Raw genomic sequence first — 18770 nt, 5'->3', positions numbered from 1 at the left:
ATGCTGACGTTTTTCATCAAACGCCCGCGCTTCGCGATGGTGATTGCGCTGGTGATCGCCCTGCTGGGGGCCATCGCGCTGAGGATCATTCCGGTGGAGCAGTATCCGCAGATCACGCCGCCGGTAGTGAATGTGTCGGCCAGCTGGCCGGGTGCCAGCTCCGCCGACGTGGCGGAGGCCATCGCCACGCCGCTGGAGACCCAGCTTAACGGCGTGGATCACATGCTTTATATGGAGTCCACCAGCTCAGACGAAGGCAGCTACAGCCTGAACATCACCTTCGCGGCAGGCACCGATCCGGATCTGGCCGCCATCGACGTGCAAAAACGCGTGGCGCAGGCCGTGGCGCAACTGCCCGCCGAGGCGCAGCAAAACGGCGTGCAGGTGCGCAAGCGCGCCACCAACCTGATGATGGGGGTAAGTCTTTACTCACCGAATAACACCCACACGCCGCTGTTTGTCAGCAACTACGCCAGCACCCAGGTGCGCGAGGCGCTGTCCCGCCTGCCGGGCGTCGGGCAGGTGCAGATGTTTGGCGCGCGCGACTACAGCATGCGCATCTGGCTGCGCCCGGACCGCATGAACGCCCTCAACGTCACTACCGACGACGTGGCGCAGGCACTGCGCGAGCAGAACGTGCAGGGGGCGGCGGGCCAGGTCGGCACGCCGCCGGTGTTTAACGGCCAGCAGCAGACCCTGACCATCAACGGGCTGGGGCGCTTAAGCCAGGCCGAAGACTTTGCCGACATCATCATCCGCGCGGGTGAGATGGGCCAGCTGGTGCGCCTGAAAGACGTGGCGACTATCGAGCTTGGCTCGCGCAGCTACAGCTCCGGCGCGCAGCTCAATGGACATGACTCCGCCTACCTCGGCATCTACCCGACCCCGTCCGCCAACGCCCTGCGCGTGGCCGACGCGGTGCGCGCGGAGCTGGAGCGCCTCTCGACGCGCTTCCCGGACGACCTGGTCTATGAGGTTAAATTCGACACCACCTCCTTTGTTGCGGCCACTATTAAGGAGATCGGCGTCTCGCTGGCGCTGACCCTGCTGGCTGTGGTGGTCGTGGTCTCTTTGTTCCTGCAGAGCTGGCGTGCGACGCTGATTGTCGCCCTGGCCATTCCGGTGTCGCTGGTGGGTACCTTTGCGGTGCTTTATACGCTCGGCTACTCCGCTAACACCCTGAGCCTGTTCGCCATCATTCTGGCCCTGACCATGGTGGTGGATGATACCATCGTGGTGGTGGAGAGCGTCGAAACCCTGATGGCGGAAGGGCAGAGCCGCACGGCGGCCACCGCGCTGGCGCTGCGCCAGATTGCCGGGCCGGTGATTGCGACGACGCTGGTGCTGCTGGCAGTGTTTGTGCCGGTGGCGCTGCTGCCGGGGATTGTCGGCGAGCTGTACCGTCAGTTTGCGGTAACGCTCTCCACCGCCGTCACGCTCTCAAGCCTGGTGGCGTTAACCCTGACCCCCGCGCTCTGCGCGTTGCTGCTGCGCCCGCGTCCGGCGCGCCCGGCGGCGATTTACCGGGGCTTTAACCGCGGCCTGGATGCGACGCGCAACCTCTATTCCCGCATCGTGAGTGTATTTAATTTTCGCCCGTGGCTGGCGCTGCTGGCCACCGCAGGTGCGGCGGCCGTGGTGGTATTCAGCTTTATGTCGATGCCAAAAGGCTTCCTGCCGCAGGAAGATCAGGGCTACTTCTTTGCCAGCGTTCAGCTGCCGGAGTCGGCATCGCTGGAGCGCACCGAAGCCGTCATGACCACGGCACGGGAACTGATTGCGAAAAACCCGGCGGTGGAGGATGTGATTCAGGTCTCCGGGTTTAACATTCTCAACGGCACCAGCGCCTCCAACGGCGGGTTTATCTCCATCATGCTGAAGGACTGGGGCGAGCGGCCGCCGCTGGATGAGGTGATGGGCACCCTGCAGCGCCAGCTGCTGGCCCTGCCGGAAGCGACCATTATGACCTTCGCGCCGCCAACGCTGCCGGGGCTGGGCAATGCCTCCGGCTTCGACCTGCGCATTCAGGCGCAGGCGGGGCAGACCCCGGCGGAGCTGGAGCGCGTGACGCGTGAGGTGCTGGCGAAAGCCAACCAGCACCCGCAGCTGAGCCGCGTGTTCACCACCTGGAGCAGCAACGTGCCGCAGTTGACGTTGACCGTTGACCGCGAGCGCGCCGCCCGTCTCGACGTGCCGGTATCGCGCATCTTCAGCAGCCTGCAAACCGCCTTTGGCGGCACGCGCGCTGGGGATTTCAGCGTCAACAACCGCGTCTACCACGTGGTGATGCAAAACGAGATGCAGTGGCGCGAGCGCGCGGAGCAAATCAGCGAGCTGTTCGTGCGCAGCAACAACGGCGAGCGGGTGCGCCTGAGCAACCTCGTCACTATCACCCCGACCGTCGGCGCGCCGTTCCTGCAACAGTACAACCAGTTCCCGTCGGTATCGGTCAGCGGCTCGGCAGCGGAAGGGGTGAGCAGCAGCACGGCGATGGCGGTCATGGGCGAGCTGCTGGCGCAGAACCTGCCTGCCGGGTACGACTACGCCTGGAGCGGGATGTCATATCAGGAGCAGCAGACCGGCAATCAGGCGATCTGGATTGTGCTGGCGGCGGTGGTGATGGCGTGGCTATTCCTCGTCGCCCAGTACGAGAGCTGGACGCTGCCGGCGAGCGTGATGCTCTCGGTGCTGTTCGCTATCGGCGGGGCGCTGGTCTGGCTGTGGGCCGCCGGATATGCCAACGACGTGTACGTGCAGATTGGCCTGGTGTTGTTAATCGCCCTTGCCGCCAAGAACGCGATCCTTATAGTGGAGTTTGCCCGCGCGCGGCGCATGGAGGGGATGGCGATTGTCGATGCCGCACGCGAAGGGGCATCCCGCCGCTTCCGGGCGGTGATGATGACCGCCGTGTCGTTCATTATCGGCGTATTGCCGATGATGCTGGCGAGCGGGGCGGGTGCCCAGAGCCGCCGCATCATTGGCACCACGGTGTTCAGCGGTATGCTGGTGGCCACCGTGGTGGGGATTGTATTTATCCCGGCGCTGTTCGTGCTGTTCCAGCGCCTGCGCGAGTGGGGGCACTGCCTTACGGACTCGTCGCCCACAGCTCGCAGTGCTTCTGAACCAGAGAAATAAGCGAGCCGCCGTCGGCAATAAAATCGCGCATGCGCTGCGCCTCGCTCTTGCCCTGCTTTAACTGCAGGGCAATTTCATTGATTGCGCTTGTCGCGCCGAGCTTCTCGGCCGATGGCGCAACCTGCTCCAGCAGCCAGGCGAGATCGTCCGCGATGGTTTTCTGCTCCCCGCTATGCACGTCCGTCAGGATCCCTTCCAGCCCATAGCGACAGGCCTGAAAACGGTTAAAGCGGTACAGCAGAAAATCCTGCTCCTGATGTTTGTAAGGCCGCGTGGTCAGTAGCCAGTGTGAGGTGGCCTGGATCAGCCCGGCGATATTGATGGCATGGGCGAGGGTGAGTGGCGTATCCATCACCCGCACCTCGACGGTACCAAAATGCGGGCTGGGGCGAATGTCCCAGTGCAGATCTTTAATGCTGTCGATCATGCTGGTGTGGCTCAGGCGACGGAACAGCCCCTCGAACTGCTGCCAGCTGTTGACCCACGGCATCAGGCCGTTATCCGGGAACCCGGAGAAAATATTGAGCCGCGATGACGAAAACCGGGTGTCGGTGCCCTGCATATAGGGAGAGGATGCCGCCAGGGCGATAAAGTGCGGCACGAACCGTGACAAACCGTGCAGCAGGTAAATGGCGTCATCCCCGGTGCGGCATCCCACGTGGACGTGCTGGCCGAACACCGTGGCCTGCAAAATCAGATAGCCAAAACGCTCCAGCGTGGCGTTATATCGCTCGTCTTCGCACACCTCCTGACGCTGCCATTTCTGAAACGGATGCGTGCCGCCGCCGCAGATCTGGATATGGTGCTCCGCCGCCGCGCGCAGGATGCTCTGCTGCATGGCGGAGAATTGCGCCGCCGCCTGATCGATGTTGTGGCACACGCCGGTGGCAATCTCGAGCATGCTTTCGGTGATGTCGTGCTTCACTTCACCGGCTTTGATGTCGTGTTTGACGGCGTCGATCAGGGCGGAGGAGTCCTGGCTCAGGTCGTAGCCCGGTGGGTTAACCACCTGCAGTTCCAGTTCGATGCCGAGGGTGTAGGGTTCAGAGGATTGAAAGTCGGGTAAAGGCATAGCGCACTCCGTTGTCTGTGATGAGTTGAGTATAGACAACGGGGGATAATCGCCTTCTCCCGGTCAACTCCCCACAAACGCGCTTACAGGCAATCCAAAACGCTTCGCCAGCGCCCGCATATGCTCCAGCGTTAAGGTGCGCTGCCCGTTCAGGATCCGGCTCACCAGCGACTTCTTGCCAATCTCATTTTCCAGGTCGCTTTGGGTCAGGTGATACTGATCCATCAGCGTTCTCAGTAACGCAACGCCGGTGGGAATAGTGGCAACACGGGCGTTAAACTCCGCAAATTCCGGCGAATCGTTCTCGTACTTGTCGATTTTAGCGGTCAGCATATCAACCAGCGGGCTATCAGGTTGGTGTTCTATCAGATACTCCACCAGCGATAATGCCTCTTCATAGTCTTTACGCGACGGGCTTGCGCCGAGGAAAGGCAACACGGTTGTCAGTTCGTTTGCCGCTTTGATGGCATCTGCATAATTCATTCTTTGGTTCTCCGGTAGATGTCCGTCAGCTTGTCATATTCTGCATGCGTGCTGATATGCTTGATGAAGATCTTTCCCCGCTCAAAATCAGCAAAAAACATCACTCTCAAATGCCCGCCACCAACATCAATGACCCACCATTTTTCCCGGTATTTCATTCGGTCCAGACTGGGGAATCGCTTTCTCATCTGGTCTGGTGACGGGTAGTTTTCCTTCTTAAGTACCCGGTAAAGATCGTCAAGGGCTACCGCCTGATTGGGAAATTGTCTGGTAGCCGTATCGAAAAGTGCTCTCGATACTACGTGCATCCTTGCCCCTTATTTCCAGTCTGGAAACATTATAGAAAGTTGATGTTGAGTTGACAATATGGAAACCAAGCGTGTTGATGCGGTAATAGCTGGTCTCCCCAGGAGAACTCATCCTTAATCCATGTGCACTTTATGAGGCTGTAATAAAGAATTAAAGGGCTGGGACGACGTTGAACGGATGACTTTTTTGATTTGCGTGGCGCATTCCAGAAAGGCAAAGACGGGTAGCGGCTACGGCTTACCCGGCCTGCAAAGTGAGCCAGCACCGCCAGGCCGTTATTCGCCATGGATGCCGGAAAAAAAGTCCTGAGGATGCTATTATCCAGGCAGCAACTGACACCCTGAGGATAACGAATGAGTAACGACGTACCGCTTAAATACTATGACATCGTGGATGAGTACACGACGGAAGCCGCAACCCCGGTGAGCGAAGCAGAACGCGATCCGCTGGCGCTCTATTTCCAGCTGCTGATCACCCGTTTAATGAATAACGAAGAGATCAGCGAAGAGGCGCAGACCGAGATGGCGGTGGAAGCGGGCATCAACGCGCAGCGCATCGACGATATCGCCAATTTCCTCAATCAGTGGGGTAATGAGTAGCGCCTGCGTGAAAGACGTAGTCTACGCAGGCTTTGTGCTTTACACTGCGCGCGGCAAAAAATTGAGTTGGTAAACGATTAATCAGGCGGTAAAGGCGATGAACGGAACAATCACAACGTGGTTTGCAGATAAGGGTTTTGGATTTATCAAAGATGAAAACGGCGATAACCGCTATTTTCACGTGATTAAGGTCTCCAATCCCGATCTGATTAAGAAAGATGCCGCAGTGACGTTTGAACCCACCACCAACAACAAGGGTTTGTCCGCGTTTGCGGTAAAAGTCATCCCGGAAAGCAAATACATCTTTATTGATGGCGAGCGTCATAAAATCACCTCTATCAAGTCTTACCTGGTGTACAGCGAAGAAGAGTCTGCTGACGTCAAACTGGATAAAGAGGTGCTGTCGGTGAAGAGCCTGATGGGCAATATCGCCCCGAAATCAACGGCGAAAACAGACGAGCTGCGCACGGTGAAAAAACTGGCGATCACCACTTTTCAGGGGAAAACCTTTATTTTCTCCGAAAATGAAATCGATATCGATGCCACGGTGAAACAGCTTAAGAACCTGATGTAATCGGCACTGCCGGGTGGCGGCTACGCCTTACCCGGCCTACCAAAACCAAAGCGACACGAACTGTAGGCCCGTGCAAGCGCAGCGCCGCCGGGCACAGCCGCACGACACTATTCCATCCGGTGCTCACCCCTGAGCATGGCCTCCCGATCAAACACGTGCTGGATTTCTCCGTGCGCCATAAACGCCGCCCGGTCTGACATATGGGCAATCACATCCGCATCATGGCTCACCAGCAGATAGGTCATCCCGTGCTGCTGTTTCAGGCGATTGAGTAAATTAAGGATCTCCGCCTGTACCGACATATCCAGCGCCGAAGTGGGCTCATCCAGCAGCAGAAGCTGCGGACGTAACAGCAGCGCCCGGGCAATCGCCACGCGCTGGCGCTGCCCGCCGGAGAGCTGGTGGGGATAGCGCTTGCCCGCGTCGGCCGCCAGCCCTACCTGCTGCAGCGCTTCCGCCACCTTTTCCGCGATCTGGGTTTCGCCGTGGATCTGTAACGGCTCCGCCAGGGTGCGCGAAAGGGTGTGGTTGGGATGCAGCGACGCCCAGGGATCCTGAAACACCATCTGCACGTTGCGGCGCAGGGAGCCGGTAAAGCGCGCGCCGGGCTGGAGCTTATTGCCCAGCACCTGAATGTTGCCGTGCCACTGGCGCTGCAGTCCGGCCAGCACCCGCAGAATGGTCGATTTCCCGCAGCCCGATTCACCAATCAGGCTGAAGGTTTCGCCTGGCTCAATGGCAAAGCTGGCGGCAGAGACCGCCTTTTTCTCCCCGAAAGTCACCTGCAGTTGATCAACATTAACGAGTGCCATGAGGGACCTCCTTCCAGGGCTGAGAGCGGTCGAGCGTCGGCAGCATCTGCCCGTAAGTACTGGCATCCGGGCGGCAGGTCCACAGCGTCTGCGTGTAGGGATGGGTGGCCTGAGAAAGCTGGCTCGCCGCCATCTCATCGACTTTTTCGCCCTGATACATCACCAGCACGCGATCGCAATGTTCCGCCACCAGGGGCAGATCGTGGCTGATTAGCAGCATCGCCATCTGGCGTTGCGCGCACTGCTCCACCAGCAGCTCAAGGATTTGATTGCGCAGGCGGGCGTCGAGGGCCGAGGTGGGTTCGTCGGCAATCAGCACCCGCGGGTTGTTAATAAGCGCAATGGCGATCATCACCCGCTGGCCCATGCCGCCGGAGAGTTCCCCCGGATAGCGGCCCAGCACCGCGTCGGTCAGACCCACGGCGTGGATCATCTCCCGGATGCGGTCCAGCCGCTCCCGGCGCGGCAGCGACTGGTGCAGGGTTAATGCTTCGTCCAGCTGCGCCTGCACGTTTTTCACCGGGTTGAGAGCGTAGCGCGGATCCTGAAGCACCATCGCAATCTCGTTGCCGCGTAACTGCCGCCAGCCGCGCGGCGACAGGGTGGTGAGATCCTGTCCCAGCACGTTGAGCCTCTGTGCGCTGACCCGGCCTGGCTTGCGCACCAGCCCCATCAGCGCCCGGGCGGTCATCGACTTGCCCGAGCCGGACTCGCCGACCAGCGCCAGCCGTTCATTGCCCAGGGTAAAGCTGACGTTATTGACCACCCGCGCCGCGGGATAATCAATCGTCAGGGAATCAACAATAATGCGGGATTCAGTCATGGTGTGGCTCCAGCACGTCGCGCAGGCCATCGCCCAGCAGATTAAAGGCCAGGCTGGCAATCAGGATCGCCCCGCCCGGAATGGCGGCAATCCACCACTGGTCGAAAATGACCTGCATCCCGTCAGCGATCATCGCCCCCCATTCCGCCATCGGCGGACGCGCGCCGAGGCCGAGGAAGCCGAGCCCGGCTGCCGCGAGGATAATGCCGGCCAGATCGAGTGCCAGACGCACAATAGCGGACGGCAGACACAGCGGCAGAATATGCCCCAGCAGCAGGCGAAAACCGCGGATGCCCATCATCTCGGCGGCAGCGAGATAGTCGCTGTGGCGCAGACGCTGGATCTCACTGCGGGCCTGACGAGCGTAGGCCGGCCAGGTGGTTAAGGCCAGCGCCAGCGCGCCGTTGACCAGCCCCGGCCCAAGCATGGCGACAAAGGCAAAGGCGAGGATCAGGCGCGGCATCGACATCACCACGTCGGTAAAGCGCATTAATACCCGCTCCAGCCAGCCGCCGTAGTAACCGGATAAAATCCCTACCAGCAGACCCGCAGGCAAGGTAATGACCGTCACTAAGGCCACCAGCCCCAGCGCCGGACGGCTGCCGTAGATCAACCTTGAGAGCAGATCGCGCCCGTAGCTGTCGGTGCCAAGCCAGTGTTGGGCATTCGGAGGCTGCAGGCGGGCGGCGGCGTCCTGCCAGTTCGGATCCAGCGGCGCCAGCCACGGGGCAAACAGCGCCACCAGCAGCAGCAGGGTAATGATGACCAGCCCGCAAAATGCCGCCGGCGAGCGGCGCAGACGACGTAAAAACAGATAAAACGGCATCAACGCACCCTTGGGTCAGTGAACCGCACCAGCAGGTCGGTCAGGTTATTGATCAGCACGAAACAGACACCGATAAGCAGCGTCCCGCCCATGATGGCGGTGGTATCTCCGGCGAACAGGGCGGTGGTGAGGTAGCGACCAATCCCCGGCCAGGAGAACACGGTCTCGGTGAGCACCGCCCCTTCCAGCATGCTGGTGTAGGCCAGCGCAATGACGGTGAGCAGGGTGCTGCGAATATTGGGCAGCACGTGGCGCAGCAGGATGGCCATCTCGCCCGCTCCTTTGGCCCGCGCCAGCAGGATGTACTCTTTATTCATCTCGCTCAGGCACGCCGAGCGGGTCAGGCGGGTGATGCTCGCCAGCGAATAGTAGGCCAGCAGCAGCACCGGCAAAACCAGATGGCTGACGGCGTTTTTAAAGGCCGCCATGTCGCCGGAAAGCCAGGTGTCGATCAGGGCAAACCCGCTGCGCGGCTCGACGGTGTACTGCCAGATATCGTCCAGCCGACCGGGCCCGGCGCTCCACTGCAGCTTTGCGTAGAACAGCGCCAGCATCAGCAGCCCGAGCCAGAAAATGGGCACCGAGTTGCCGAGCAGGGTGAGGGTGCGGATCGCCATGTCGAGCGGCGAACCGGCATACCGGGCGCACAGCACCCCGGCCATCACCCCCAGCACAGAGCCGAGGATGAGCGCCAGGGTCGCCAGCTCAAGGGTGGCCGGAAAGGCGTGCAGCAGATCCTGCAGCACCGGCTGCCCGGTGGCGCTGGCGGTGCCGAGATCGCCCTGCACAAGATTAACCAGATAGTGCCAGAACTGCACCGGCAGCGGCCGATCCAGCCCGAGCTGGTGGCGAACCTGATCGTAGGTGGACTGGCTGGCGTGATCGCCAACGATCTGCAAAACGCGATCGACCGGTGAGAGCGCAGAGAGCGCAAAGGTTACGAGCAAAAGCCCGAGCAGCGTGAGGAACAGGGTCAGCAGGCCCTGTAAAACGCGCGCCACGTGGGTGGATAGAGGGGGCATAGGAAGATCTTAATTCCTGATTCTGAGCATATTGCCGGGTGGCGGCTTCGCCTTATCCGGCCTACAAAATACGATCACGTAGGCCCGGTAAGCGTAGCGCCACCGGGCAATTACGGCGAAACTTACTTGGTTACGCGGTCGTACCAGACCATATCCGCATTCAGCCCCTGCTGATAACCCTTCACGTTATCGCGCACCACAATCTGGGTTTTGCCCTGGTCGACAAACACGTACGGCGATGTCTGCTGCAGCTGCTCCTGCATCTGCTTATACAGGTCGAGGCGTTTGGCCGGATCCGGCTCGGCTACCGCGGCCAGCGTGGCTTTGTTCAGCTCCGGGATCTGCCAGCCGTTAAGCCCGGCCACGGTGCTGGATTTACCGTCGTTCCAGGCGAAGGCGCTGGCGTTGGAGTGTGCGTCGAAGTAGTCCGGGATCCACAGGCGGATAGCGGCCTGGTGCTGTTTAGCACGCACGCGGGCGTAGACCTGGCTACCGGCCGCAGGCAGTAGATCGATCTTCACGCCCCCCTGGGCAAAGCTCGCCTGCATCGACTGGGCGATGGTGATAAACGGCGGTTTGTTCTCCACGTCCAGCGTGAAGTGAGCGTCTTTGATACCCGCTTTCGCCAGAATCTCTTTGGCTTTGGCCGGATCAAATTTGAACGGATTGTTCTCCAGCGCCCCTGGCAGGCCGACCGGCAGGAAGCTCTGGTGGACAAAATACTGGCCTTTCAGCAGATCTTTGGTAATGCCTTCATAATCCACCAGCCAGCGTGACGCTTCCCAGAAGGCCGGGTTATTCAGCAGCGGGTTGGCGCTGTTGCCCGCGTTAAACACCAGGTAGTTCTGCTCCGCAGAGGGGATACTCAGCACGGTAACACCCGGCTTACCGTTGAGGGCACCCACCTGATCGGCCCCGAGATCGCGGGCGACATCGGCATCACCCTGCTCGATCAGCAGACGGCGGGAAGCCGGATCCGGCACGTTTTTGATAATAATGTTTTTCAGCTTCGGTGCGCCGCCCGGCGCGCTGGCGTTGGCTTCCAGCACGATGGCCTGGTGCGGCTGGTAGACGCGCATTTTATACGCGCCGCTGCCCGCAGAGTGCATCTTCAGCCACGCGTTGCCAAAGTCATCGCCTTTCACATTCGCGGTGACCAGCTTCTCATCCACAATCGAGGCAATCGGCGTGGAGAGGATATTCAGCGCCACCGCCGGACTCACGTCCGCCGTCCAGTGCAGTTGCAGAGTATGGTCATCCACCTTCTTCAGCTGGCTGGCGATGTTGCCCGGCTCCCAGCCCAGCACGTTAAGAATAAAGGCCGGAGATTTGTTCAGGGTGATGGCGCGGGTATACGAGAAAATGACATCTTCCGGGCGCAGCGGGTTGCCGGAAGCAAATTTTGCATCCGGTTTCAGCTTGATGGTCAGGGTTTTTGCTGCCGCATCGGCTTCCCAGCTTTCGGCCAGAATCGGGGTGATTTTTTCCGGGTTATCGCGGTCCGGCTGTACCAGACGCTGATACAGGCTGGGCACGGTTTGAATACTGGAAAGCTCGTTAGCTTCGGCCGGATCGAGGCTCACGATGTCATCCAGACCCTGAGCGACAACCAGCGTATCAGGCGGCGTAGCAGCATGAGCGGTGGCTGACAGCGCCGCCAGCACCAGTAACGGCAGTAGTTTTTTGGTCATAGTGATCCCTGAACATATTGTTTTTGATTGTTTTATAGACCGTTACGTTAGGATGGCGGACAGAAATTAGGAAAGTCTTAATTCTGCTTAGCTTATTACCGCAGCGCATAACGAATTATTTATAGTTATTAGCGGGGTCAGCGGTGCCGTTGTGCAGGCAATCCTGTATTGTTAAATAACAATCTATTAACAAACAAAAGGGGTAGAGCGTGCCGGAGATCAATATCTGGGGGCAGACCGTTAACGATCCTGTTCCCGACTGGCAGGGGGCCAGCGTATTAGAGCGTGGAGTACTGGAAGGGCGTTTTTGCCGCCTCGAGCCGCTTGATGCGGTAGAGCATGCGGTAGACCTGTTCGAAGCCTACGCGCTGGGCGACGACAGCGACTGGACCTGGCTTGCCAGCAATCAGCCCGCCAGCGTTGAGGAGACCGTCGACTGGTTGCAGGGCAAAGTGCAGGATCAAGAGCTGGTGCCCTTTGCGGTGATCGATCGCCGCAGCGAGCGCGCCGTCGGGCTGGTCTGCTATATGGCGATTGAACAGCAGCTGGGCTCGGTGGAGATCGGTCATGTCACCTGGTCGCGGAAAATGAAAAACAGCCCGCTGGGCACCGAAGCGGTCTGGCTGCTGCTGAAGTACGGCTTTGAACGGGGCTACCGTCGGCTGGAGTGGAAGTGTGATTCGATGAACATCGCCTCGCGTCGTGCCGCCGAGCGGCTGGGCTTTATCTGGGAAGGGCGGCTGCGGCAGAAACTGGTGCGCAAAGGCCGCAACCGCGACAGCGATATGCTGTCGATGATCGACGGTGAATGGCCGGAACGGGACGCGGCCATTCGCGGCTGGCTGGCCGCGGATAATTTTGATGCTGAGGGACAGCAAATCAGGCGCCTGGAAGCGTTTCATGTTCGTCCGGAAACGGCCTGATTCTCCCGGCAATCTAAACGTATTCTGAAAGATAGCTTTAACTGGTTAAATATACAGGTGGATGGGGGTTTTTTAGCCGGTGCGGGCGTAATATTGCGGCGGGTGCCTGATGCTTTCTGAGCTCAGGCAGGTGTGGTGAGTCAGAAAGCAAAAGCCCCGGAGATGTTTCCATCAACCGGGGCTACCACTCCAAACCTGAACAATTTGGATGGTAGCCTCTTCTTAGCAAGGAGGCAATGACATGCTTAACAAGTACGCCTTTGCGGCGATCCTGGTCCTGAGTTTAACGGTGCTGGGAGTCACGTTTCTGGTTCATGAGCAGTTATGCGAAGTGAGCTTTAAGGAACATGATATGGAAGTGAAAGCTGTTCTCGCTTACGAAACGAAGAAGTAGCGGTACGCGGGGAGTAATCCCCGCTTATCCGGTTGTCGGTTTGGTACAGGCACCCGTTTTTTGGCCCCGTCTGGTGATGAGCCAGACGGGGCATTTTTACGTCCTTACCCGCGCAACCGTCTCCTGCCAGGCTTGCCAGCGGCTTTGCAGCCGGGCGTGACGCGCCATGTCCGGTGTAAACGTCACATGTTCCGGCAGATACTGGCGCAGCTGCGCGGTGGTCAGGTTAAACAGCGCCTTACGCGCCAGCAGAGCGGCGCCCATCGCGGAGAGTTCCGGCACGTCGCTGCGCATCACCGGGCAGCCGAGCAGATCCGCCTGATACTGCATCAGCCAGTCGTTTTTCGTTGGCCCGCCGTCAACCATCAGCGCGTTGAGGGTAAAGCCCGGATGGGCGCGCATCGCCTGCACCACGTCGGCAATCTGATAGGCGATCGACTCCAGCGCCGCGCGGATCAGGTGCGCTCGCTTCACGCCCCGGCTCAGGCCGTGGATCATGCCGCGTGCGTTTTCATCCCACCAGGGCGCACCGAGGCCGGTCAGCGCTGGCACAAAGTAGACGCCGAGGGTCGAATCCACCGAGCGGGGCAGGGTGTTTAGCTCATGGGCCAGCTCAGCCTGCGACAGCTCGCTTAAGCCGGTGCTGTCCGCCATCCATGCCACCGCATCGCCGGTGTGGGGAATATTGCCCTCCAGTCCGTAGACCAGAGCGTCGCCGTCATGCCACGCCACGGTGGTGGCCAGCGCGCTAACGTCGCAGCGGGCGGAGGAGACCGGGGCCATCACCGACGAACCGGTGCCGTAGGTGGCTTTCACGCAGCCTTCAGCACCCAGGCCGTGGGCAAAGAGCGCGGCGTGGGAATCACCGATCATCGCCATCACCGGCAGTCCGTCAGGGATCGACGGGCAGCCGCGGGTGTAACCAAACAGGCCGCTGGAGGGTTTGATCTCCGGGAGCGCCGCGCGGGGGATGCCAAACAGCGCCAGCATCTCCGGGTCCCAGTCGGCGGTATGCAGGTTCATCAGCTGGGTGCGGGCGGCGTTGGCGTAGTCGCAGCTGAAGGCGTGGCCCTGCGTCAGCTGCCACAGCAGCCAGCTGTCAACGGTGCCGAGGCAGATCTCCCCCCGGGCGGCACGCTGCGTACCGTCGGGAGTGTTATCCAGCAGCCAGCGCATCTTGGAGGCTGAAAACAGCGGCGCAATGGGCAGGCCCGTTGCCGCCTTGATCTGCGGCCCGTAGCCGTTTTCCCGCAGCTGGTGGCAAAAAGCCGCGGTGCGGGAACACTGCCAGCTGAGCGCCGGGGCAATGGGCTTGCCTGTCGCCCGATCCCAGCCCACCACGGTTTCACGCTGATTACTGACCGCCAGCGCGGCAACCCTGTCTGCTCCGACGCTGGCAATGGCGCGGGCCACCACGTCGAGGGAGGCCGCCGCCAGCAGTTCAGGGGATTGCTCCACCCAACCTTCGTGCGGGGTCTGGATCGCCAGCGCCCGGGAGAAACTCGTCACCACATGCCCGTTCACGTCCAGCGCCACCGCTTTGGCGTTGGTGGTGCCCTCATCGAGGGCAATAATGATGTCCTTGCTCACCGACATAGCGGCCTCCTGCCCTTAACGATGAAGATAGGTTGAGACGCCGAGGTAGCGGGTGAAGGCTTCATGCAGGATCTCCGCGCTGGCAGAATGGTTCATCGCCACGTGATGCTCAAAGCCGTTGCGGCAGATCCAGTTCAGCAGGTTCTCCAGATGCGGGACCTGGATCACCGCCCGGCAGCCCACCGTATCCAGCGGATCGTCCACCGACTGGCCCTGGCCCACGTAGGCTTTGATTTCCCCGGTCAGATCGTCGGTGCTCAGGCGGAAGTAGGTCAGCGGCCCGCTTTTCAGACGCCCGTGAACCGCGCCGCAGGTGTTCTCTTTCCCGACCGTGGTACCGATGATGTCGGCGGTGCCCATGTGCGGGGATTCAAGGCTGGAGGCGGCGAAGTTCCCGCAGTGGAACAGGACGCATTTGTCGCGATCGTCGCCGAAGTTGTTGTTCCAGTCGGCAATCGAGGCGGGATTCATATTGCTGCTCGCCAGGGCGAACATCGAGAGCGCCCCCATCACGTCCACTTCACAGGCGCTCGGCATAAGCTGGCCGGACATCACGCTCATGATCGAGCAGACGTTAATCCCGAGGTTCTCCTGCAGGGAGGTCCAGCACTGGATGGCGGTAGTGTCGATGTCGTTGGCGACCACCCACTCACTGATGACGACAAACAGCTTGGCCATGGTCACCAGCTTGTCGGCTGGAATGCGGCTGGCGTCGGCGTTGTCGATCAGGATCCGGCGTTTTTCATCCACGCGGATGTCGTCATCGCGCAGGGTTTTAATGCGGGTAAAGACTTCGGACAGGTCGAGGGTTTCTACGGCAATGCCCAGTCTTTCCAGCAGCTTCTCGCTGTAGCGCACGGTGTTAAAGCCCGCCGGACGGGCGCCGATGGCCCCCACGCGCACGCCGCGCATGCTGCTCACCACGCGGCACACCTGCTCGAAGCGCCGCAGATCCTGCTCAAACACCTCGCCGGTCAGGGCGCAGACGTGCTGGGTGGTCAAGGTAAAGGGAATGCCATACTGCCGCAGGTTGTTGCACAGGGAGATCTTGCCGCAGAAGCTGTCGCGGCGGGTCGCCAGCCCCATTTTATCGAGGTTGTCTTCCTCGGCCTGGACCAGCACCGGCACGTTCAGGCCGGAGAGACGCAGGGTTTCCGCCACCGCTTTCTCATCGCCAAAGTTAGGCAGCAGCACCACCACGCCATGAATGCGATCCCGATGGGCGCGAAACAGCTCGGCGCAGACTTTGGCATCCTGACGGGTTTCGACGCCGCCGAGTTCGGTCTGGCTCGGATCGAGCATGATAGTGTTAATACCCAGGCGGCCAAACAGGGCGCTCGCCTGCTCGCGCGCTTCCGCCACCAGATAGCTCGGGAAAAACCCACGGTTGCCGATGATCACGCCCATCGTAAGCTGTTGAGGAATTCGGGACATTGCTTTTTCTCCAGTAAGATGTTGTTGTTATTGTTAGCAAATTTGTCGCGTCAGCATTTCACGGGCGTGTTTCACCACCCCAGCGACATCAATCTCATGACGTGCCCGCGTTGACGCTCTGTCGGCGGCAATCGCGTATTGTCCATCCGGGATCCCCAGTCGTTTCAGCGGCACGGCGCATCCGGCCTCGGCCAGCACTTCCGCCACCAGGCTGCCGACGCCGCCGTTGACGTTATGCTCCTCAACGCTCACGACCGCCTTGCACGGGGCGATGGCCGCCAGTAGCTGTTGGGTATCACAGGGACGAATAGATGGAACGCTGATAACAGTGGCGTCAATACCTTCTTCCGCGAGTTGTGCGGCGGCTTCCACTATTTCATGTACCGTCGACCCCATCGCCACCAGTGCCACGTCATGGCCTTCGCGCAGGACGTCAATCTTGCCCGGGGCAAAACGGTAGCTTTCGTCATGCAGTTCCGGCAGGTTTTTGCCGTCGAGACGGATATAGACCGGGCCCACGTGGTCGAGGGCGTAATCGATGATCTGGCGGCACTCGTTCGGGCTCGACGGGGCGTAAATTTCGATGTTGCCAAAGCCGCGCATGATGGCGATATCGTCGATGCTGTGGTGGGTGCTGGCGAGCGGGCCGTAGCTGGCACCGGCGTTCAGACCGAACAGCTTCACGTTGGTGTTGTTGTAGCAGATGTCGACTTTGATCTGCTCGTTAGCGCGTGAAATCAAAAACGGCGCGGCGTTACAGGTGACGGCGATCTTGCCGCCAATCGCCAGCCCGGCAGCGGCACCCACCAGCGTCTGCTCGGCGATGCCGACGTTGACCAGCCGACCCGGAAAACGCTGCATAAAGGGGGCGATTTTCGCCGTGGAGGTGGAGTCTGCCACCACCGGAACCAGATCCACGCCGCGATCGACGGCATCAATAAAGGCATTAACCATTACCGTGGCGAGATGTTCGCTATTACTCATCTTTCAGTTCCTCCAGCGCCAGTTCAATTTCTTCTCCTTTCGGCACCCGGTGGTGCCATTCAGGTCGCCCCTGAATAAACGAAATTCCCGCGCCCTTGGTGGTGTGGGCGATCACCACGTGCGGCTTGCCGTTGGGCTTTAACCCTTCCAGCGTGGCGACCACATCCGCCATGTCGTTGCCGTTGCAGCCGGTCACTTCCAGACCGAAGGCTTTCCATTTCGCATCCAGCGGGTCGGTATTGAGGATCTCTTGGGTGGATCCCGCCAGCTGAAGGTTGTTTTTGTCGTTGATAATAAACAGGTTATCCAGCTGATAGTGGGCGGCGACCAGCGCGGCTTCCCAGTTGCTGCCTTCCGCCAGCTCACCGTCGCCGGTCACCACAAACACCCGACGCTTGCTGTTGTTGCGCTTAGCGGCGAGGGCGATCCCCACCGCCACCGGCAGGCCATGCCCCAGCGCGCCGGTATTCAGCTCAATCCCCGGGGTTTTGTGTTTCACCGGATGGCCCGGCAGGTGAGAGTCGGCATGCTGATAGGTAGAGAGCCACTCGACGGGGATAAACCCGGCTTCGGCCAGCACGCAGTAATAGCCGCCCACCGCATGGCCTTTCGACTGGATGTAGATGTCGCGCTCATCGCTCTCCTTCAACTGCGGGGAGCAGTTCAGAATGCGAAAGTAGAGGGCGGTCAGCAGTTCGACCTGCGAAAGATCGGCCCCGGTATGGCCGCCCGCCGGACTTTCGGCATTCAGCACGATAATCCGACGACGAATCGAGCGCGCCCGGGTTTCGAGCTCCGCAATGGAGAGCGAAAACGGATTCATAACATACCTCCTGAATTTATAATCTATTGTGAATAATTATTCCAGCCGGGTACGTTTTTCCCTGTTCTCTCTGTCAGAGCAGGGATTTATGACCGCTTTGAATATATATTCAATGATGATTTATTATTCATGTAATGTAAGATATGCCTTGCCCGGGGGTTTGTCTACGGTTTGCGCGGGCATATTTCGAAGAAAGGAGAAAAGGATCACATTTGCCTGGCGGATCGTGCCGGCGCTGGCTTGTTAAATATTCAGTGATGAATAAAAATAACGACAGCCGATTAAGGGGAACGTTATGTCGAAGCAGGATGAACAGCGACTGCTGGTCAAGATCGCGACACTTTACTACAGCGAGAATAAAAAGCAGTCCGAGATTGCCTCGCTGCTGCATCTCTCGCAATCTTTTGTGTCGCGGGCGCTGACGCGCTGCCAGAAAGAGGGGCTGGTAAAAATTACCGTCGTCCAGCCGACCAACATTTTTGTCTCGCTGGAAAAGGCGCTGGAAGAGCAGTACGGCATCCGCCAGGCCATCGTGGTGGACGTGGGGGAGAATCCGTCCAACGCCCAGATTAAGCATGCCATCGGCAGCGCGGCGGCCCACTATGTCGAAACCCGTCTGCGCCCGGAAGACCTGGTGGGGATCTCCTCCTGGAGCAGCACCATCCGCTGCATGGTGGATGAGATGCACCCGCAGAATATCCGCGCCGCCGGGGTGATCCAGCTGTTAGGTGGCGTCGGCCCCAACGGCAACGTGCAGGCGACCATCCTTACCCAGCAGCTGGCGGCGCACCTCGGCTGTCCGGCAGGGCTGTTGCCGTCCCAGAGCATTGAGCACTCGGTGGAGGAGCGCGCCCGGCTGGTCAGCAGCCCGGACGTGGCGGCGGTAGTGGGCAAATTCGCCGAAGTGGACGTGGCGATTGTCGGCATTGGCGAGCTGGAGCCGTCGCAGCTGCTGAAGAACTCCGGGAACTACTACAACGAAGATATGCTCAAACTGCTGGCCGAACGCGGGGCGGTAGGGGATATCTGTCTGCACTACTACGATGCCAACGGCGAGCCGGTGCTCAGCCCGGAAGAGGATCCGGTGATTGGGATGGAGCTGGCGCAGATCCGCGCCTGTCCGCAGGTGATTGCCCTGGCCGGTGGGGAAGAAAAGCGCAACGCCATTCGCGGAGCGCTGGAAGGCAAGTATATCGACGTGTTGATCACCGATTACCCGACGGCGCGCAGTTTGTTGAAAGTATCCTAAGGAAAATGCCCGGCGGCGCTG

General features: G+C 60.1%; 18 protein-coding genes. 6 read left to right on the top strand and 12 right to left on the bottom strand.

Annotated features, from left to right (window positions below; all coding sequences use genetic code 11):
- Complete coding sequence (locus tag V7Q49_RS10130) at positions 1 to 3135, top strand: efflux RND transporter permease subunit (RefSeq protein WP_333850825.1); 3135 nt, start codon at positions 1 to 3, stop codon at positions 3133 to 3135.
- Here V7Q49_RS10130 and V7Q49_RS10125 read toward each other — a convergent pair.
- The 3 genes from V7Q49_RS10125 to V7Q49_RS10115 all read right to left on the bottom strand — a co-directional run bounded on the left by V7Q49_RS10125 (position 3086) and on the right by V7Q49_RS10115 (position 4998).
- Positions 3086 to 4207 carry a YbdK family carboxylate-amine ligase gene (locus tag V7Q49_RS10125; RefSeq protein ID WP_333850823.1) on the bottom strand — a complete coding sequence of 374 codons (1122 nt, stop codon included), beginning with the start codon at positions 4205 to 4207 and terminating at the stop codon, positions 3086 to 3088. The genes V7Q49_RS10130 and V7Q49_RS10125 overlap by 50 nt on opposite strands.
- Positions 4208 to 4270: 63 nt before the next feature.
- Complete coding sequence (locus V7Q49_RS10120) at positions 4271 to 4690, bottom strand: helix-turn-helix domain-containing protein (RefSeq protein WP_333850821.1); 420 nt, start codon at positions 4688 to 4690, stop codon at positions 4271 to 4273.
- Positions 4687 to 4998 carry a type II toxin-antitoxin system HigB family toxin gene (locus V7Q49_RS10115; RefSeq protein WP_333850819.1) on the bottom strand — a complete coding sequence of 104 codons (312 nt, stop codon included), beginning with the start codon at positions 4996 to 4998 and terminating at the stop codon, positions 4687 to 4689. Before V7Q49_RS10115 ends, V7Q49_RS10120 begins: the two co-directional genes overlap by 4 nt.
- A 354-nt stretch (positions 4999 to 5352) precedes the next feature.
- Here V7Q49_RS10115 and V7Q49_RS10110 point away from each other — a divergent pair, with 354 nt between their 5' ends.
- A complete protein-coding gene (locus tag V7Q49_RS10110; protein WP_333850817.1) occupies positions 5353 to 5598 on the top strand; it encodes a YmjA family protein in 246 nt (81 codons plus the stop codon).
- Positions 5599 to 5695: 97 nt separating this feature from the next.
- Positions 5696 to 6172 (top strand): cold-shock protein, encoded by a 477-nt coding sequence (locus V7Q49_RS10105; RefSeq protein ID WP_333850815.1) that lies wholly within the window; start codon positions 5696 to 5698, stop codon positions 6170 to 6172.
- Positions 6173 to 6279: 107 nt separating this feature from the next.
- Here the strand turns inward: V7Q49_RS10105 and V7Q49_RS10100 are convergent, their stop codons facing one another.
- The 5 genes from V7Q49_RS10100 to V7Q49_RS10080 all read right to left on the bottom strand — a co-directional run bounded on the left by V7Q49_RS10100 (position 6280) and on the right by V7Q49_RS10080 (position 11346).
- Positions 6280 to 6984: an ABC transporter ATP-binding protein gene (locus V7Q49_RS10100; RefSeq protein WP_333850812.1), complete on the bottom strand. Its 705-nt coding sequence runs from the start codon at positions 6982 to 6984 to the stop codon at positions 6280 to 6282.
- Positions 6971 to 7807 carry an ABC transporter ATP-binding protein gene (locus V7Q49_RS10095; protein ID WP_333850811.1) on the bottom strand — a complete coding sequence of 279 codons (837 nt, stop codon included), beginning with the start codon at positions 7805 to 7807 and terminating at the stop codon, positions 6971 to 6973. The genes V7Q49_RS10100 and V7Q49_RS10095 overlap by 14 nt, the downstream gene beginning before the upstream one ends.
- Positions 7800 to 8633, bottom strand: a complete 834-nt coding sequence (locus V7Q49_RS10090) for an ABC transporter permease (RefSeq protein WP_333850810.1) — start codon at positions 8631 to 8633, stop codon at positions 7800 to 7802. Before V7Q49_RS10090 ends, V7Q49_RS10095 begins: the two co-directional genes overlap by 8 nt.
- Positions 8633 to 9655 carry an ABC transporter permease gene (locus tag V7Q49_RS10085; protein ID WP_333850808.1) on the bottom strand — a complete coding sequence of 341 codons (1023 nt, stop codon included), beginning with the start codon at positions 9653 to 9655 and terminating at the stop codon, positions 8633 to 8635. Before V7Q49_RS10085 ends, V7Q49_RS10090 begins: the two co-directional genes overlap by 1 nt.
- A 122-nt stretch (positions 9656 to 9777) precedes the next feature.
- Positions 9778 to 11346, bottom strand: a complete 1569-nt coding sequence (locus V7Q49_RS10080) for an ABC transporter substrate-binding protein (protein WP_333850806.1) — start codon at positions 11344 to 11346, stop codon at positions 9778 to 9780.
- A gap of 209 nt (positions 11347 to 11555) precedes the next feature.
- Between V7Q49_RS10080 and V7Q49_RS10075 the strand changes: the two genes are divergently transcribed.
- Positions 11556 to 12269, top strand: a complete 714-nt coding sequence (locus tag V7Q49_RS10075) for a GNAT family N-acetyltransferase (protein ID WP_333850804.1) — start codon at positions 11556 to 11558, stop codon at positions 12267 to 12269.
- Positions 12270 to 12510: 241 nt separating this feature from the next.
- The gene (locus tag V7Q49_RS10070; protein ID WP_333850803.1) at positions 12511 to 12663 is read left to right on the top strand and encodes a Hok/Gef family protein; all 153 of its coding nucleotides are present in this window, start codon (positions 12511 to 12513) and stop codon (positions 12661 to 12663) included.
- A gap of 96 nt (positions 12664 to 12759) precedes the next feature.
- Here V7Q49_RS10070 and V7Q49_RS10065 read toward each other — a convergent pair whose 3' ends face one another.
- Genes V7Q49_RS10065 through V7Q49_RS10050 form a run of 4 tightly spaced genes read right to left on the bottom strand, consistent with a single transcriptional unit; the run spans position 12760 to position 17500 of the window.
- Complete coding sequence (locus V7Q49_RS10065) at positions 12760 to 14259, bottom strand: FGGY family carbohydrate kinase (protein WP_333850801.1); 1500 nt, start codon at positions 14257 to 14259, stop codon at positions 12760 to 12762.
- A gap of 15 nt (positions 14260 to 14274) precedes the next feature.
- Positions 14275 to 15693, bottom strand: a complete 1419-nt coding sequence (locus V7Q49_RS10060; protein WP_333850799.1) for an L-fucose/L-arabinose isomerase family protein — start codon at positions 15691 to 15693, stop codon at positions 14275 to 14277.
- Positions 15694 to 15726: 33 nt separating this feature from the next.
- Positions 15727 to 16677 carry a transketolase family protein gene (locus V7Q49_RS10055; protein ID WP_333850797.1) on the bottom strand — a complete coding sequence of 317 codons (951 nt, stop codon included), beginning with the start codon at positions 16675 to 16677 and terminating at the stop codon, positions 15727 to 15729.
- Positions 16670 to 17500 carry a transketolase gene (locus tag V7Q49_RS10050; RefSeq protein WP_333850795.1) on the bottom strand — a complete coding sequence of 277 codons (831 nt, stop codon included), beginning with the start codon at positions 17498 to 17500 and terminating at the stop codon, positions 16670 to 16672. Before V7Q49_RS10050 ends, V7Q49_RS10055 begins: the two co-directional genes overlap by 8 nt.
- A gap of 295 nt (positions 17501 to 17795) precedes the next feature.
- Between V7Q49_RS10050 and V7Q49_RS10045 the strand changes: the two genes are divergently transcribed.
- Positions 17796 to 18749, top strand: a complete 954-nt coding sequence (locus tag V7Q49_RS10045; RefSeq protein WP_333850793.1) for a sugar-binding transcriptional regulator — start codon at positions 17796 to 17798, stop codon at positions 18747 to 18749.
- Positions 18750 to 18770 lie beyond the last annotated feature (21 nt).

It is taken from the genome of Leclercia sp. (assembly GCF_036780805.1).
In the GTDB taxonomy this organism is placed as follows: domain Bacteria; phylum Pseudomonadota; class Gammaproteobacteria; order Enterobacterales; family Enterobacteriaceae; genus Enterobacter.
The sequence above is the reverse complement of the archived record's forward strand: the minus strand, read 5'-3'. Positions and strand labels throughout refer to the sequence as shown.